This is a genomic window from Aequoribacter fuscus (genome assembly GCF_009910365.1).
In the GTDB taxonomy this organism is placed as follows: Bacteria; Pseudomonadota; Gammaproteobacteria; order Pseudomonadales; family Halieaceae; genus Aequoribacter; species Aequoribacter fuscus.
This window is the reverse complement of the sequence record NZ_CP036423.1, coordinates 2,813,369-2,829,058: the sequence shown is the minus strand read 5'-3', so window position 1 is coordinate 2,829,058 and position 15,690 is coordinate 2,813,369. Positions and strand designations below refer to the sequence as shown.

At 52.7% G+C, this 15,690-nt stretch carries 16 protein-coding genes and 1 tRNA gene; 15 read left to right on the top strand and 2 right to left on the bottom strand.

What is annotated here, in order from left to right; all coding sequences use genetic code 11:
* The first annotated feature begins 69 nt into the window (after positions 1-69).
* From EYZ66_RS12935 to EYZ66_RS12880, 12 genes are all read left to right on the top strand, one after another.
* On the top strand, positions 70-945 hold the full coding sequence (locus tag EYZ66_RS12935; RefSeq protein ID WP_009576801.1) for a CoA transferase subunit A: 876 nt from the start codon (positions 70-72) through the stop codon (positions 943-945).
* 11 nt (positions 946-956) lie between these two features.
* Positions 957-1,763: a CoA-transferase subunit beta gene (locus EYZ66_RS12930; protein ID WP_009576800.1), complete on the top strand. Its 807-nt coding sequence runs from the start codon at positions 957-959 to the stop codon at positions 1,761-1,763.
* Between the two features lie 13 nt (positions 1,764-1,776).
* The gene (locus EYZ66_RS12925; protein ID WP_009576799.1) at positions 1,777-2,646 is read left to right on the top strand and encodes an enoyl-CoA hydratase; all 870 of its coding nucleotides are present in this window, start codon (positions 1,777-1,779) and stop codon (positions 2,644-2,646) included.
* Positions 2,647-2,663: 17 nt separating this feature from the next.
* Positions 2,664-3,830, top strand: coding sequence for an acyl-CoA dehydrogenase family protein (locus EYZ66_RS12920; protein WP_009576798.1), 1,167 nt, complete (start codon positions 2,664-2,666; stop codon positions 3,828-3,830).
* Positions 3,831-3,845: 15 nt separating this feature from the next.
* A complete protein-coding gene (locus tag EYZ66_RS12915) occupies positions 3,846-4,946 on the top strand; it encodes an acyl-CoA dehydrogenase family protein (protein ID WP_009576797.1) in 1,101 nt (366 codons plus the stop codon).
* 12 nt (positions 4,947-4,958) lie between these two features.
* Positions 4,959-6,113, top strand: coding sequence for an acetyl-CoA C-acetyltransferase (locus tag EYZ66_RS12910; RefSeq protein WP_009576796.1), 1,155 nt, complete (start codon positions 4,959-4,961; stop codon positions 6,111-6,113).
* 9 nt (positions 6,114-6,122) lie between these two features.
* Positions 6,123-7,010 (top strand): SDR family oxidoreductase, encoded by an 888-nt coding sequence (locus EYZ66_RS12905; protein ID WP_040817298.1) that lies wholly within the window; start codon positions 6,123-6,125, stop codon positions 7,008-7,010.
* Between the two features lie 7 nt (positions 7,011-7,017).
* Positions 7,018-8,178, top strand: coding sequence for an acyl-CoA dehydrogenase family protein (locus EYZ66_RS12900; protein ID WP_009576794.1), 1,161 nt, complete (start codon positions 7,018-7,020; stop codon positions 8,176-8,178).
* A 1-nt stretch (position 8,179) separates the two neighbouring features.
* Positions 8,180-9,373 (top strand): acyl-CoA dehydrogenase family protein, encoded by a 1,194-nt coding sequence (locus tag EYZ66_RS12895; RefSeq protein ID WP_009576793.1) that lies wholly within the window; start codon positions 8,180-8,182, stop codon positions 9,371-9,373.
* Positions 9,374-9,385: 12 nt separating this feature from the next.
* On the top strand, positions 9,386-10,174 hold the full coding sequence (locus tag EYZ66_RS12890) for an SDR family oxidoreductase (protein WP_009576792.1): 789 nt from the start codon (positions 9,386-9,388) through the stop codon (positions 10,172-10,174).
* A gap of 90 nt (positions 10,175-10,264) precedes the next feature.
* Positions 10,265-11,974 carry an FAD-binding protein gene (locus EYZ66_RS12885; RefSeq protein ID WP_009576791.1) on the top strand — a complete coding sequence of 570 codons (1,710 nt, stop codon included), beginning with the start codon at positions 10,265-10,267 and terminating at the stop codon, positions 11,972-11,974.
* Positions 11,975-11,976: 2 nt separating this feature from the next.
* Positions 11,977-12,441, top strand: a complete 465-nt coding sequence (locus EYZ66_RS12880; protein ID WP_009576790.1) for a nuclear transport factor 2 family protein — start codon at positions 11,977-11,979, stop codon at positions 12,439-12,441.
* Positions 12,442-12,571: 130 nt separating this feature from the next.
* On the opposite strand, the gene EYZ66_RS12875 is transcribed toward EYZ66_RS12880, so the two are convergent.
* A complete protein-coding gene (locus tag EYZ66_RS12875; RefSeq protein ID WP_009576789.1) occupies positions 12,572-12,964 on the bottom strand; it encodes a VOC family protein in 393 nt (130 codons plus the stop codon).
* Positions 12,965-13,210: 246 nt separating this feature from the next.
* Here EYZ66_RS12875 and EYZ66_RS12870 point away from each other — a divergent pair.
* Positions 13,211-13,287, top strand: a tRNA-Pro gene (locus EYZ66_RS12870).
* Between the two features lie 155 nt (positions 13,288-13,442).
* Complete coding sequence (locus tag EYZ66_RS12865; RefSeq protein ID WP_040817295.1) at positions 13,443-13,871, top strand: hypothetical protein; 429 nt, start codon at positions 13,443-13,445, stop codon at positions 13,869-13,871.
* Between the two features lie 100 nt (positions 13,872-13,971).
* Here EYZ66_RS12865 and EYZ66_RS12860 read toward each other — a convergent pair whose 3' ends face one another.
* The gene (locus tag EYZ66_RS12860; protein ID WP_009576787.1) at positions 13,972-14,412 is read right to left on the bottom strand and encodes a nuclear transport factor 2 family protein; all 441 of its coding nucleotides are present in this window, start codon (positions 14,410-14,412) and stop codon (positions 13,972-13,974) included.
* A gap of 119 nt (positions 14,413-14,531) precedes the next feature.
* Here EYZ66_RS12860 and EYZ66_RS12855 point away from each other — a divergent pair, with 119 nt between their 5' ends.
* Positions 14,532-15,581 carry a sulfotransferase gene (locus EYZ66_RS12855; RefSeq protein ID WP_009576153.1) on the top strand — a complete coding sequence of 350 codons (1,050 nt, stop codon included), beginning with the start codon at positions 14,532-14,534 and terminating at the stop codon, positions 15,579-15,581.
* Positions 15,582-15,690 lie beyond the last annotated feature (109 nt).

Here is a 15,690-nt window from a genome sequence, read left to right as displayed (position 1 = left end):
ATGATGAGGCATAGGGGCTGGAGAACCATAATGATCCTCTCATTCTTCGAATAGTAGACGCTGTGCTTTATGAATAAATTGCAAACAGCCGCAGAGGCCATTGCCTCGATAAAAAGCGGTATGACCATTGGGATCGGGGGCTGGGGTCCTCGCCGCAAGCCAATGGCCTTAGTGCGCGAGTTGATGCGCTCGGATGTCACCGACCTTACGGTTGTTGCGTATGGCGGTGCTGATGTCGGCATGTTGTGTGCGAGCGGCAAGGTTAAAAAAGTTATCTTTGCGTTTGTGTCTTTGGATTTTATGCCATTAGAACCCGGCTTCAGGGTTGCACGCCAAAGCGGCGCCATAGAGGTGCTAGAAATCGATGAAGGCATGATGCTGCAGGGTTTGCGCGCCGCCTCTTGGCGCATTCCGTTCATCCCGACTAATGTCGGCCTCGGTACAGACGTGGTCGCGCGCAACCCTGAACTGAAGGTTATCGATAGCCCTTACGACGACAAAGAGTGGGTGGCAATGCCGGCTCTGAATATGGATGTAGCACTGATCCACGCGACCCGTTGTGATGTGCGTGGCGTGTGCGAAATTGCAAGCCCCGATGTTTATATGGATGACTTGTTCGCACGCGCGGCAAAGCACACCATCGTGTCGTGTGATGAAGTCGTGCCAACGGAACATTTTGCCGACCCGGCCGTCGCGCGATCGGTGTTCTGGGAGCGTTGTCACACTCAGTCTGTGGTGCACATTCCCGGTGGAGCGCACCCTAGCTCGTCTGACCCTCTGTACGGCTTTGATGTTAAGCATTTTAAAGCGTACGGCGAAGCGGTAGGTGCGGGTGAGTTTGATGCCTACGTCGATGCGCATGTGCGCGGCAAAACCGAACAAGATTATCAAGCAGCTGTGGGTGGCTTGGAAGCCATCAAAGCGCTGCCTTTGCCCGCGTATTAAGGAGTAAGACAATGAGTGAAGTAGCCTCAAGCTACAGCTTGGCAGAACTGATGGTCGTTGCCGCCTCGCGGGTGTTTGATAACGAAGGTGAAGTGTTGGCAACGGGTATTGGCCTGTTGCCTCGCTTGGCCGCGAGTTTAGCGATGAGTACAACCAATCCTGATTTGATGATGACGGACAGCCAGTCGTTTTTGCTGTCTAAACCTAACCCGGTGTCAGGCATGAAAAGCCATGCGGGTCAGGCCAACGAGACTTGGCTGGGTTTTCGGGCGGTCTTTGATAACGTTTGGAGTGGCAAGCGTCACGCCATGGTGGGTCCCAGTCAGATTGACCGCTTTGGACAGGCGAACATCTCAGCCTTGGGCGGCACGTATCAGCAACCCAAAGTGCAACTGCTAGGCGTTCGCGGCTTTCCTGGCAACTCCATATCACATGGCAACTCGTTTTTTGTGCCCAAACATTCGACTCGCGTGTTCGTTGAGGGTGAGTGTGATGTGGTGGGTTCTATCGGATATAACCCCGATCGTCTACCGAAGGGCTACAGCTTAGATGATATCGACGTGCGCACCGTCATCACCGATTTGTGCGTGATGGATTTTAATGGTCCAAATCATCAAATGCGTATTGTGAGCTTGCATCCTGGTGTGACCGAGCAAGAAGTCCGTGACAATACGGGCTTTGAGTTGGCTGTGGTCGATAATCTTGGTGTGACGCCAGCGCCTACGGTTGAGCAACTTGCTATTATTGCTGAGCTCGACCCGATGAATGCGCGCGCTAAGCAGCTAAAAGATAACCCGCCCGGCGAACGCCGAGGCTAAGGCAGGAGACATCATGTCGGATAAACCCGAGTTCAATTACGACGCCCCCACAGTCAAATACGAAGTCGAAGAAGGCATTGCGTATGTGACCATGGCGCGGCCTGAGTACAACAATGCGCAGAATGGCAAAATGACTTACGAGTTGGATGCCGCGTTTCGTAAGGCGGTGGCCGACGACGATGTCAAAGTGATTGTGTTGCGTGGCGAGGGCAAGCATTTCTCGGCTGGGCACGATATCGGTACGCCCGGGCGCGATGTGCACCTACCGCAAGAGCGCGTGACAATGTGGTACGACCACTCGAATAAAGAGGGTGGCGAGTACCTGTATGTTCGTGAGGCTGAAGCGTATTTGGGCATGTGTCGCCGCTGGCGCGAAATTCCCAAACCCACGATTGCCGCAGTGCAAGGTGCGTGTATTGCGGGTGGTTTGATGCTTGCTTGGGTCTGTGACCTGATTGTTGCGACTGATGACGCGTTCTTCTCGGATCCCGTCGTGCGCATGGGTATTCCCGGCGTGGAGTATTTTGCACACCCCTTCGAGTTGCACCCTCGCATTGCAAAAGAGTTTTTGTTCACTGGCGAGAAAATGTCGGCTGAGCGCGCCTATCAAATGGGTATGGTCAATCGTATCTCAACGCGTGAAACGTTGGCGGATGACGTCAAAGCCTTAGCCCACAAGGTCGGTGCTATGCCGCGCTTGGGCTTGGCGCTGACCAAACAAGCCATTAATCACATTGAAGATTTGCAAGGTAAGCGTACCGGTATGGATGCAGTGTTTGCGTGGCATCATTTTACTCACGCGCACAACGACTTGGTGTCGGGTGACAAACTGGGTGGCTATGACGCGAAAGCGATGGCCCGCGAAAACAAGAAAGAAGATTAAGCACGAGGTCGTTGGGGATGGATTTACTGTATACGCCAAGCCAAACTCAGTTCAGAGAAGAGGTTCGTGCTTGGTTGGCGGCACATGTGCCCGCCAAAAAGTTGACCTCGTTCGATACCGCGGAAGGTTTCGAGCAGCACCGTCAATGGGAAAAAACACTGGCCGCTGGTAACTGGGGTATGGTGACGTGGCCCAAAGAATACGGTGGTCGAGCCTGCGATTTGATCGAGTGGCTGATCTTTGAAGAAGAGTATTACCGCGCCGGCGCGCCATTACGCGTTAACCAAAACGGTATTTTTTTGTTGGGGCCGACTCTAATGGAGTATGGCACCGACGCTCAAAAAGAACGCTTTATCAGTGCTATGGCCAGCGGCGAAGAGATCTGGGCGCAGGCTTGGTCTGAGCCCAACGCGGGTTCCGATATGGCGGCAATTCGCTGTCGAGCCGATCGTGACGGGGATGAGTTCGTCATTAACGGTCAGAAAATATGGTCTACGCGCGCGGTATTTGCTGATTATGCTTTCGGTTTGTTTCGCACCGATCCTGAGTCGAGCCGGCACCACGGTTTATCGTTCATCTTGGTGCCACTGGATGCTCCCGGGGTTACGGTACGTCCCATCGAGCAGTTAAACGGATTGCCCGGTTTTGCCGAAATCTTTTTTGATAACGTGCGCGTGTCCGATTTTAACTTGCTTGGGGGTGAAAATCAGGGCTGGCAAATTGCCATGTCAACCGCGGGTTTTGAGCGCGGCTTGATGCTGCGCTCGCCGGCGCGCTTTCAGCAGGCTTCACGCAAATTAGTCGAACTGTATCGCAAGCGTCGAAACGACATTCTGGATCTTTCAATCGAAGATTCGGTCGTGCGCTGTTACATGGATGCTGAGGCGTACGCCTTGTCTACGTATCAAACCGCTTCGCGTTTAGTCGCGGGTGGTCACATTGGCGCTGAGTCTTCGTGTAACAAAATTTTCTGGTCGGAATTGGATATTCGCATTCATGAAACCGCGTTGAGTTTGCTCGGTGCGCGTGCCGAGGTCGAGCCGGAAACCGCAGAGGATCACGCAGAGCTTGGCACCTGGCTCGATGGCTTCTTATTCAGTCAATCTGGCCCCATCTATGCGGGTACCAACGAGATTCAACGTAATATCATTGCTGAGCGCATGCTCGGAATGCCACGTAAATAAGGTCGGGTAGGAACTATGGATTTTACATTTACAGACGATCAACTGGCCTTCCGCGACTCGGTGCAATCGATGCTTGAAAACGAGGTCACTACGACCTCGATTCGCGAGCGTTGGACGAGCGACTCTGGCGAAAACGCCGATATGCTGACCATGCTGAACGAAATGGGGATGAGCTCGTTGCTTGTGCCCGAGTCGTGCGGCGGTTTGGGCATGGACTTGGTGGATTTTGTGTTATTAGCAGAGGCTTGCGGCAAAGCGGCGCTGCCCGAATCGATTGTCGAAGACGCGGTCGTTGCCGGTGGTTTATTAGCCGACCTGCTTCACTTGGGGATTAACACCGATCAGGTGCAAGAACTGTTAAGTGCGGTTGCGGCCGGCGAAGCCCGCGTAGGCTGCGCGCATATTATTAACCCTTACAGCAATTTTGCGCAGCAAAAAGACTGGATGTTGTTGACCAACGGCAATGACGTGCATTTGGTGCCGAAATCAGAGCTTAAATTTACCGCATTAAAAAGCGTCGATCCCAGCCGTCGTTTGCAGAAAATTGATTGGACGCCCTCGCGCAAAACCCGAGTCGCCGATGGCGAGGTTGGGGCTGGACTCCAGCGAGCCACCTTGAACCGAGGCGCATTGGCCGCAGCAGCGCAATTGTTGGGTTTGGCGCAAGCCATGGTCCAGCAGGCTGTCGATTACGCCTCGACGCGTGAACAGTTTGGCAAGGCGATTGGCACCAATCAAGCTGTTAAGCACCTGATGGCCGACTGTGCGGTACAAATTGAATTTGCAAAACCCGCTGTTTACCGCGCCGCCTACACGGTAGGGGTTGCGCCCCAGCGCGCTGATTGGGCGGTTAGCCACGCTAAAACAGCGGCCGGTGCTGCAGCCGAGTTGAGTGCACGTAATGCCACTCAAGTACATGGTGCCATGGGTTATACCTGGGAGTGCGATTTGCACATTTGGGTGAAACGCGCTTGGGCTTTAGCGAAAGAATGGGGCGATGCGGGTTTCCACAAGAACCGTATTCACGAATGGCTGCTGCAGCCTAATGCACTGCTAGGACCTGAATTTACATTTGGTAAGCGCTATATCGACAACACCGACAGCGCTGCCGCCTAAAAGGAACGAATTATGTCTACACCTCAAGCCTACATCGTCGATGCTGTGCGGTCACCCACTGGGCGTCGCCGCGGCTCTCTTGCACAGGTTCATGGCGCCGACTTAGGTGCTCATGTGCTTAAGGCTATTGTCGAGCGTAACGGTATTCCTGATAACGAATATGACGATGTCATCTTTGGTTGTGTCGACACCATTGGCCCATTGGCTGGCGATATTGCCCGCACCTGCTGGCTGGCGGCCGGTTTGTCGGATGAAGTCCCGGGTACTACTGTCGATCGTCAGTGTGGTAGCTCGCAGCAAGCCGTGCATTTTGCGGCGCAAGCGATTATGTCAGGCACCATGGACGTGGTTGTGGCGGGTGGTGTGCAAACCATGTCGTCGATTCCAATATCGTCCGCTATGTTAGCGGCTCAGCCCCTGGGTTTTGATAACCCGTTTTCAGGCAGCACGGGTTGGCAGGCACGTTATGGCGATGTGCCTGTATCTCAGTTTAACTCGGCGCAAATGATCGCCGATAAGTGGAATATTAGCCGTCAAGCGATGGAAGAGTTTGCACTTGAATCGCATCGTCGAGGTATTGCTGCTACTCAGGCGGGTTATTTCGATCGCGAAATTGTGCCGTTTGGCGATGTAAAGTACGACGAAACGATGCGAGAAACCTCGCTCGAGAAAATGGCTGAGCTTGCAGCCTTAATGGAAGGCGGCACCATCACCGCGGGTGTCTCGAGCCAGACCTGCGATGCTTCATCCGCCGTCTTGGTTGTCTCAGAAGCCGCTTTGAAACGCTATAACCTGACACCGCGCGCACGTATTGCGCACATGAGTGTCCGCGCTGCTGATCCTATTTGGATGTTAACCGCACCTATTCCTGCCACAGAATACGCGATGAAAAAGTCGGGCATGTCTTTAAACGATATCGGCTTGGTTGAGATCAACGAGGCCTTTGCTTCGGTTCCGATGGCGTGGCTTCAAGACACTGGCTATTCGCACGAACAAACTAACGTCAATGGTGGTGCTATTGCTCTGGGTCACCCACTGGGTGCGACCGGCACAAAATTGATGACAACGCTCTTGCATGAGATGGAGCGTCGCAACGTGAGGTACGGCTTGCAAACCATGTGCGAAGGTGGCGGCCAAGCCAACGTAACCATTTTAGAAAAGTTATAAGGTAGGAAAATGACAGGTATTTGCCAAGATAGAGTGGTCATTGTCACCGGTGCGGGCGGTGGTTTGGGTGCGGCTCATGCACGAGTGCTGGCGTCAGAGGGTGCATGCGTCATCGTGAACGACATTAACTTAGAGGCCGCGCAGCGCGTTGTCGATGAAATTGAAGCTGCCGGTGGCCGCGCCGCGATTAACGATTCGGATATTACCAATTATGCCGACAGTCAGCGTGCGGTATCGCAAGCTATCGAGATCTTTGGTGGCCTGCACGGTGTGGTGAATAACGCGGGCGTGAACCGCGATCGCATGTTTGCCTCTATGACCGAGCAAGAATGGGATACCATCATGGCGGTCCATTTAAAGGGCCACTTTTGCATTACGTCACACGCGGTACAGTATTGGCGTCACCTGTCCAAAACGGGCGAGCCGGTCTCAGGACGCATCGTGAATACCACCTCAGGCGCAGGTCTTCAGGGATCGATCGGTCAATCAAATTATGCAGCGGCCAAAGCGGGCATTGCAGCATTGACGCTGAACCAAGCCGCTGAATTGGCGCGCTACGGTATTACCGCTAACGCCATTGCACCGGTCGCACGTACCGGTATGACCACCGCGGTGCCTGAAATGGCAGCGCGTATGGCAGCGCCTGAAGATGGTAGCTTTGATTCGTTTGCACCAGAGAACGTATCGTCCTTGGTGACATGGCTGTGTTCGGAAGCATCAGGTCACTTTACGGGTCGTGTACTTGAGGCTGAAGGTGGGCGTTTGTGTATTGCCGACGGTTGGCGCACGACGCAAGGTGTCGATAAAGGTAGCCGTTGGGCACCAGCGGAAGTTGGTGACGCCATCGATCAATTGTTGAAGACCGAAGTGCCCGCACAAAAAATCTGGGGAGCCTAATCGCGCCATGGAATTTGCGTTTACCGAAGAGCAGATCATGATCTTTGATACCGCTGACGCCTTCTTGTCAGAGGTATCGACTGCACCTGCAGTTCGAGAAGCTATGCAGACCGATTTGGGCTATGACTCAAAGGTTTGGGAGCGCTTGTGCCAGGAAATGTACTGGCAGGCAATTCTGATACCAGAAGCACATGACGGCTTGGGTCTTGGATTTGTCGAGTTGGTAGGCATACTTGAGCGTATGGGTATGCGTTTGTTCAATGCCCCATTTGCCGATACTGCGGCGGTCATTACTGCCTTGCTTAAATGGGGCAGCGAAGACCAGCAGGCCGAGTATTTTGCGCGGTTGATGTCAGGCGAGAGCGCAACCGTAGCGGTGATCGATCGTGCCCGACACTGGTCGACCGCTGCAGTGACGGCGACGGCGAGTCCCATCGATTCCGGCTATGAGTTGTCGGGTACCTACCGCTTTGTCAGCCATGGTCACAGCGCCGATATCCTGTTGGTTGCAGCGCGTGCCGCGGGTTCCGAGGGTTCGCAAGGTGTTGGTTTATTCTTAGTGGATGCTAAGGCCGAGGGTGTGAGCCGCAAGCGCGTGCCGACGATGGATCAAACTCGACCTTTAGCCGAGGTCACACTTGATAAGGTTCAAGTCGCCGCGAACGCAAGTTTGGGTTGCCCTGGTAACGCAGGCCAGGCTTTGACCCAGTTGGTGGATGTTCTGTCGATTTTTGTGTCGGCTGACCAGTTAGGTGGCGCGCAAGCAAGCTTGGACATGACGGTCGATTACCTGCAAGAGCGTGTTCAGTTCGGGCGCACGATTGCCTCCTTCCAAGCGGTTAAGCACAAGTGCGCCGATATGATGTTAAAAGTGGAGGCCTCGCGTTCGATCGTGTATTACGCTGCCTGTGCGATTGATGAATGGCTACAGGGTCGGTATGACGCAGCGCAGTTAGCGGAAGCAGCTAGCATGACCAAAGCGTATTGTAGCGATGCATTTTTCTTTGTGTCTGGTTGCGGTATTCAGCTGTTTGGTGGGGTGGGTATTACCGAAGAGTACGACATACAGCTCTATTTTAAACGAGCGAAGTCGACCGAGACCTTCTTGGGCGCCGGTGCCGAGCACCGCGAGCGCATTGCACAGATGTTACTGGCAGGGGAGTGCTGAAATGAAATTAACCTTCAGTGCCGAAGACGAGCAGTTTAGACAAGAAGTGGCTGGTTGGCTGGCCGCTAACCTATGTGGTGAATTCGAGCCGATCCGTTTTCGTGGTGGCCCTGGCGATGAGCATAGCTTTGTCGCTGAGCGCAAAGCTTGGGAACAGAAACTTGCCGAGGGTGGCTGGACCGCTATTGGCTGGCCTAAAGAATTCGGTGGACGTGGCTGCAGTATCGAGCAGCAAGTGATCTTTAACGAAGAGTATGCGCGCGCTGGCGGCCCCGGGCGTATGGGACATATCGGCGAGACCTTGGTAGGCCCAACTTTGATTGCCTACGGCACTGCCGAGCAGAAAGAAAAGTACCTGCCGGGTATCCGCGCGGGTAAAGATTTGTGGTGCCAAGGCTACTCGGAGCCGAGTGCGGGTTCGGATTTGGCCAACGTTAAAACCAAGGCGCAATTTGATGAAGCTTCAAATCAATGGGTCTTGAATGGCCAAAAAGTATGGACCTCCTTAGCGCATGAGTCCCAGTTTTGCTTTGTCGTTGCCCGCACTGACCCCGCGAGCACAGGTCAAAAAGGGTTGGGCTTTTTCTTGGTGGATATGGACCAGCCGGGTGTCACAATCCGTCCCATTGTGCAGTTGACGGGCACGGCCGAGTTTAACGAAGTCTTTTTCGATGACGCTGTGTGTTCGGCGGGAGATATTGTGGGTGCGCCGGGTGATGGCTGGCGTGTTGCGATGGCTCTGCTTGGTTTTGAGCGCGGTGTATCGACCCTGGGCCAACAAATGCTGTTCCAGTCAGAGCTGGATGAGATCGTAAAAATCGCCAAAGAAAATGGCGCTGCGAATGACCCATCCATTCGGCAGAGGTTGGCGGATGCACACATCGGTCTCAGAATCATGCGTTACAACAGTATGCGCATGATGTCGGGTGGAGAAGACGGTTCGCTGCAGAAAGAGGCCATGATTTACAAATTGTACTGGGCGTCTTGGCATCGTAATTTGGGTAAGTTGGCTATGGACGTGCTCGGGCCCGATAGCGAGTTGTTGCTAGAAGCGCCTTATGAGTTGAATAGACTGCAGTCACTCTTTTTGTTCACTCGTGCTGACACGATTTACGGTGGCACCAACCAAATTCAACGTAACTTGATTGCTGAGCGCGCTCTGGGTATGCCCCGCGAGCCCCGCGGTACGGCTTAATAAGGTATACCTATGTCTACAACCATTCCAAACTACGTCCCTGGCCACAATCTACTGGCCGGTAAATCGGTACTGATAACTGCCGCAGCCGGCGCTGGTATTGGCTTTGCCGCCGCACAAAAGTCGGTAGAAGAGGGCGCTCGGGCTCTGGTTATCAGTGATGTTCATGAAGGTCGTTTGGCACAAGCGGTTGAAACTCTGCAGGCAATAAACCCCGAGTGCACCGTCTCAGGGAAGTTGTGTAACGTCACCGTCGAAGACGATGTCCAGGCGCTAATACAGCACGCTGAAGACGCCACTGGCGGTGTAGATGTGCTGATCAACAATGCCGGCCTTGGTGGTACGAAGCTGTTGGTGGATATGACCGACGAAGAGTGGGATCGGGTGTTGGATATTACGCTGACCGGCACCATGCGCATGACGCGCGCGATGATGCGGGTCATGCAAACTCGCGGTGCGGGTGTGATTGTGAACAACGCCTCTGTACTGGGATGGCGTGCACAAAAAGAGCAATGCCATTACGCGGCGGCAAAGGCGGGCGTCATGGCATTGACGCGCTGTGCGGCGATGGAAGCAGCTGAGTTTGGCGTACGAATTAATGCAGTATCGCCAAGTATTGCGTTACATGCCTTTTTAAAGAAAACCACACCGCCAGAATTGTTAGAGAAACTGGCCGAAAAAGAAGCTTTTGGGCGTGCCGCTGAGGTGTGGGAAGTGGCGAACGTGATGATGTTCTTAGCGTCGGATTATTCGAGCTATATGACGGGCGAAATCGTCTCGGTATCGAGTCAGCACCCGTAACATTACTTACTAGACAATGGCCACGGCCGTTTTCTCATAATAACCATGAATAGCGTACAGCACGCGACGAACAGCTGAGTGAGGGAGAAGATGTCAGAGCAAGTTTGGGATCGATCAGTTGAATTGTTAGTGGTAGGCACGGGCAACGGCGGATTAACCGCAGCTGTGTGCAACTACGAAATGGGCACCAAAGATGTGTTGGTCATTGAAAAAGCCAACGAGGTCGGTGGGACCAGCTCCTCCTCCGGCGGTGGCATTTGGATTCCTTGCAGCCATTACGCTCAGGAAGCTGGCGCTCAGGATTCGATCGAGGAAGCACGCGAGTATTTACGCCAAACGTTGGAAGGCGAGGATGTCCCGCCGGAGTTGATTGATAACTACCTCGAGAACGGCCCCAAAATGCTGCGATTTTTGCACGATCGCACGCCCGTTCGTTATGAGTCGCTCGACCATTACCCCGACTATTACACGAATTTACCCGGCGCAAAAGAAGGGCACCGTTCACTCGAGCCCGCGCCGTTTATGGCTTCGGAGCTAGGGAGCGATTACAAAAAATTGCGTTACACCCACCACATGATGCGTATGTTTGGTTTGATCCATTTTACCCAAGTCGAGGCTCAGGTCTTGATGGTGCAAATGCCGGGTTGGATAAAAGTGCTCATGAAAATGTTGTGGGACTACGCCATCGACATTCCTTGGCGTTTGCGCACGAAAATCTCGCGTCGCTTGTGCTGTGGCTCAGCGGGCGTGGGTCGTCTATTTTTGGCAGCGAAACAGCGCAATATTCCGATCGAACTGAATACGGCGTTTAAAGAGTTAATCGTCGAGGATCACCGAGTTGTAGGTGCAGTTATCGAGCAAAATGGCAAGACTCTGCGCGTGCAGGCGACCAAAGGTGTGATTCTTGCCTCGGGTGGCTTTGAGAAAAACCAAGCACTTCGTGAGCAGTATCTACCCGCGCCCACCAACAAAGAGTGGAGTGCTGGTGCAGAAACTAACCAGGGCGATGCTTTACAGGCGGGTTTAAATGTTGGCGCTAAGACGCGATTGATTAACGGCGCGTGGTGGACGACCACCGTTTGTGTACCTGACGAGCCTCAGCCTCGCTTGAGCATTATGGAAAAGTCGTTCCCCGGCTCTTGTGTGGTGAATAAAGCGGGTAAGCGTTTTGCCAACGAATCACAGAACTATATGGCTTTCCAGAAAGAGCTTTTTAAGGCGCACACCGATGATAATCCCTGTGCACCGGCTTACCACGTCTTTGATGCGCGGTTCCGCCGCACCTACATTGCCGGCCCCCTGATGACGTCGGCCATGAAGCCTGACTGGACTATACCGAAAAAATGGTTCGATACGGGCTTGGTGGCGAAAGCCAATACCATTCGCGAGTTGGCGGAGAAGCTCGGCATTGACCCCGACGGTCTGGAAGAAACCATTAAAAAAATGAACCACTATGCCGTTACCGGCAAAGACGAAGAGTTTGGACGTGGTGATTCCGCCTACGACCGTTACTACGCCGACCCTGCGATTAAGCCCAACCCCTGTTTGGCGACTATCGATGAAGCGCCTTATTATGCAATGCGCATTGACGCGGGCGACTTCGGTACCTTGGGGGGATTGGATACAACCGTTGATGCACAAGTGAAAGCCGAAGCAGGTGGCGTTATTGAAGGTTTATACGCTGTGGGTAATGCCTCTGCGGCCTTGTTGCCGACTTACCCTGGTCCGGGCGCGACCTTGGGCCCCGCGATGACGATGGCGTATCAAGCCGCCAAGCACATCAATAACTACAAGGATTAAGTATGTTAGACCTAGAAGCCATCGAGCTGATTAAGCAGTTAAAGGCGCGTTACTTCCGTTTTTTGGATACGGGTAACCAGGAAGGTTTGGAATCGGTATTTACCGAGGACGCGACTGCGCATTTTATTGGGGGTCATTACGATATCGACGTGCAGGGTCGCGATAAGCTCTTAAAGTTTTATGCGTACTCGTTTACTGAAGAAAAGTTCGGAATGCACAATGGGCACCATCCCGAGATCAGTGTGGATGGCGACAATGCCACTGGCCTTTGGTATCTGCAGGATATCTTCATTAACTTAGAAGAAAACACCACGGTCATGGGCTCGGCTATTTACGAAGATACCTACGTTAAAGTGGATGGTGAATGGAAGATTAAAACCACCAACTACGAGCGACTTTGGGAAGAAATTCATCCACGCTCGGCGGATATCAAGTTGTTGGCAAGGCCGGTAAAAACCAAAAAATAATCACCGTCGTGTGATTAGGAAGCCGAGCAGCGACTCGGCTTTTTTTGTCTAGATTGGTAAGCGATCCGTGAGTCGGCTATCGCTTTGTGTGCGAGTGATAACTTTTGTTAGATGCTCTATAAAAGGCTACCTACGGTTGAGTGAAGTTGAGCTCAACACCCGTCCCACAAGGATCGGTGATGTTCAATTGAGTGAGCTTGCCCCCAGCAGGCAAGTCGAAACTGCGCGACGAAAAGTCTACCTTTAAGCCCTTGAACTTTTGAATAAACCCCTCTAAATCATCACAGGCAAAAGCTACATGATCTAGAAAGCGAGCCGAAGGCTCATCGTTTTGGGGAGCCTCTCCCCAATCCATTAGGTGCAAGATCGGTTGATTCTCGACATAAAGCCAGTACCCAAAAAAGGGGAAATTGGGGCGTGGGCCTACCTTCAGTCCGACGACTTCCTCGTAAAAGGTCTTTACCTCATCGAGAAGTTCGCGCGGCGCTCGAATATTAAAGTGGTCAAACTTAAGAATAGCCACAGTGGATTCTCTGTTTTGTGAACAGAGTAAAGCGTAACACGGTGCGGCTTGTGGAAGTGTCGAGTTGGCGACAGTCTACTTGCTCGGGTGTTGTTTGCGTAAACGCTTGCTTTTGCGTCTAATCTTGCCAATCCCGATTGGGTCTGCGTCCCCAGTCAGTCCGCTCTGAAATGAGCACAGTTTCTCTAATGGTAATGGTGATGGGTGGATAGATCTACCCAATTGGCTTTGCTATGATTTTTACATCGGTGTGTAGCGCAGCCTGGTAGCGCACTTGCTTCGGGAGCAAGGGGTCGGAGGTTCAAATCCTCTCACACCGACCAATAATCAAAGGGTGCATACCGGACACATGGGTTGCACTTTGTCGTATGCAGTAGAACACTAGCTATTGATTCGGGCCCAGTTCCCGTTGGTCCGAGCAAGACACGCAAATCTTCATCATAATACTGCCAAATATGCTCTGGGAGGGTTTGGTCTTATGTCTCAGCGACGCGTTTTATTGAGTTTAGTGGGCTTGGTACTCTGTGGCTGTACCTCGACGCCTATAGTTGAAACCTCGTGGGCCTCAAAATCGAGCTCAGCTCGCGACCTTGACTCGACTTTGGCACAATGCCAGCAAGAAGTAACTCCGACCATGGTTAAGGTGCGCGCAGAGTTTATTCTTGAGGAGAACGCCCAGCGACGTGAATGCGAGCTGGCTATTCGACAGTCACCCGAGGCGAAGGCCACTTATGTTGATGATGGTTTTGGTGGCCTAAAGTCTTTGGATGACGACGCTATCGCTGAAATGTGCGAGCCCTCCTTGGGTGACCGACGCCGCCGTGAAGCTGAAATTACGCGGCAGCAGAATATTGCTATGGTGCCGTGTATGCAACGGATGGGCTACGACTTAATCATTTCGCCTTAGGATCAAGTAGGTGGCAGTTATCAAGATGAGACACAAGCAGGCGTAATCTAGACCTGCTTCTGGTGAAGCATCAATGTGTCGTAAAAGTGGTCACGACCGCTTATGCAAAGTAACGGTCATCTAAAGGCGCATTCAGGGTCGATTGACGAGATTTAAATTTCCAGCCTTTTGCCGTTTTGATAACCACGTCTTCGTAAATACCCGTTGCGATTAGCTCACATGGGGCGCTGAAATCCAGGCTCTGCTTGGTATACAACAGCATGCTGCGCACTCTCGCCTCTGATGCTGATATCGCGAGTACCAGGGGGTTTAATAGGTAATGTCCGACTTGGAAATGGGGGTCGCGTTGGGCGATGCGCTCGTCAATCCACGCTTTGATCTGCGCCTTTCCCGATGAGTTCCCGACTTGCGTTTGCATATCGGCATCGTCGGCGAATAAATCGATGACCAGGTCAGCGCGTGCGGCGTCCATGCCGTGGCAGTAACGTGCAAGCAGTTCGTGAACGGCGAGCGTGTCTTCAGCGGGTAACGAATTAGCCATTAGTCTGTTTGGTCCTTGAGAGCGCATCGATGTGCGATTAGTTTTTAGAGGCGGGTCATTAACTACCGCTCAGGCTAAAAAATTAGAGAATAATAGGCAAGGCCAATAAGGACTATGCGATGCCGTATCAAAAAGCTCGATTTATTGTAGGAACGGGACGGTGTGGCTCGACCATACTGTCAAAAATGATGAATCTACACCCAGATGTCGCTGTTCTGTCCGAGTTCATGGTGTCGATGGATATCGTCAACAGGCTGGGTCAACGAGAAATATCGGGCGCGGATTTTGCCGATTTACTCGACTGTGGGGTCAAAGCCGGCGCCGGCGAATATAAGCGTATTGTGAATCATTTGCGTACGCCCGAAATTATGTACATGGGTGGGCCCGACAACCTGCCCGAAACCGCCGAGGGTTACAAAGACGGTGTGTTTCCAGAGATATTACTGATTCCTCTATCGCAGTTATTCGACGACCCTGAACCTGTGTTTCACGAACTGATCGCTGTGGCTAAGCGGCTGCCCACTCAGTTACTGACCGACCAATACCGTTTTATTTTTGAATGGTTGTGCGAAAAGGCGGGCAAATTAATCTGGATAGAGCGCAGTGGGGGCTCTATTTTTTGTGTTGATCCCTTGCTCGAGCTGTTCCCTGAAGCACAGTTTCTGTATCTGTACCGAGACCCCTTGGATGTGGCGCTCTCGATGCAGCAGCACAATCATTTTCGGGTTATGACTTTCGAGATGTTGGATTTGCAAACCGATGACGGTATTCGATGGGCCGATTTGGATGAAAGTGATTTGAATAACCGCAGGCCTATGTCTGAGCGTCTGGCGTCGGTTATGCGTCACCCCGTCCCACTTGAGCCGTTTTTAGAGAACGTCAGAGATACCTCCCTCGCTGGCTTGGCAGCAGTTGATAAGCTCACAGAGGAGCAGTACCGGGCGCTGAGCTTTGAGCGCATTATGGCCTCACCCAAAGAGTCTCTGATCGATATCGCTGAGTTTTTTGGACTTACTGCCAATGTCGAATGGTTAGACCGTGCCGCTGCTTTACTCAATCCAGCTCAGCTTGCGAAAAAGATAGAAGATCCTGCGCTGCGAGCTCTGGCCGATGAGTATTGTGGTGAGGTCATGCGTCGGTTGCGTGCGTTGGATAAACACACAATGTAAGTTGGTCGCAGGATCGTTGAACCTGCCCAAAGATTGACCTAGCCGGCGTCATCCTTTAGGCGTAAAACCGGCCTTTATAAGCTTCGATAGTGACTTGGGATCGCTAAGG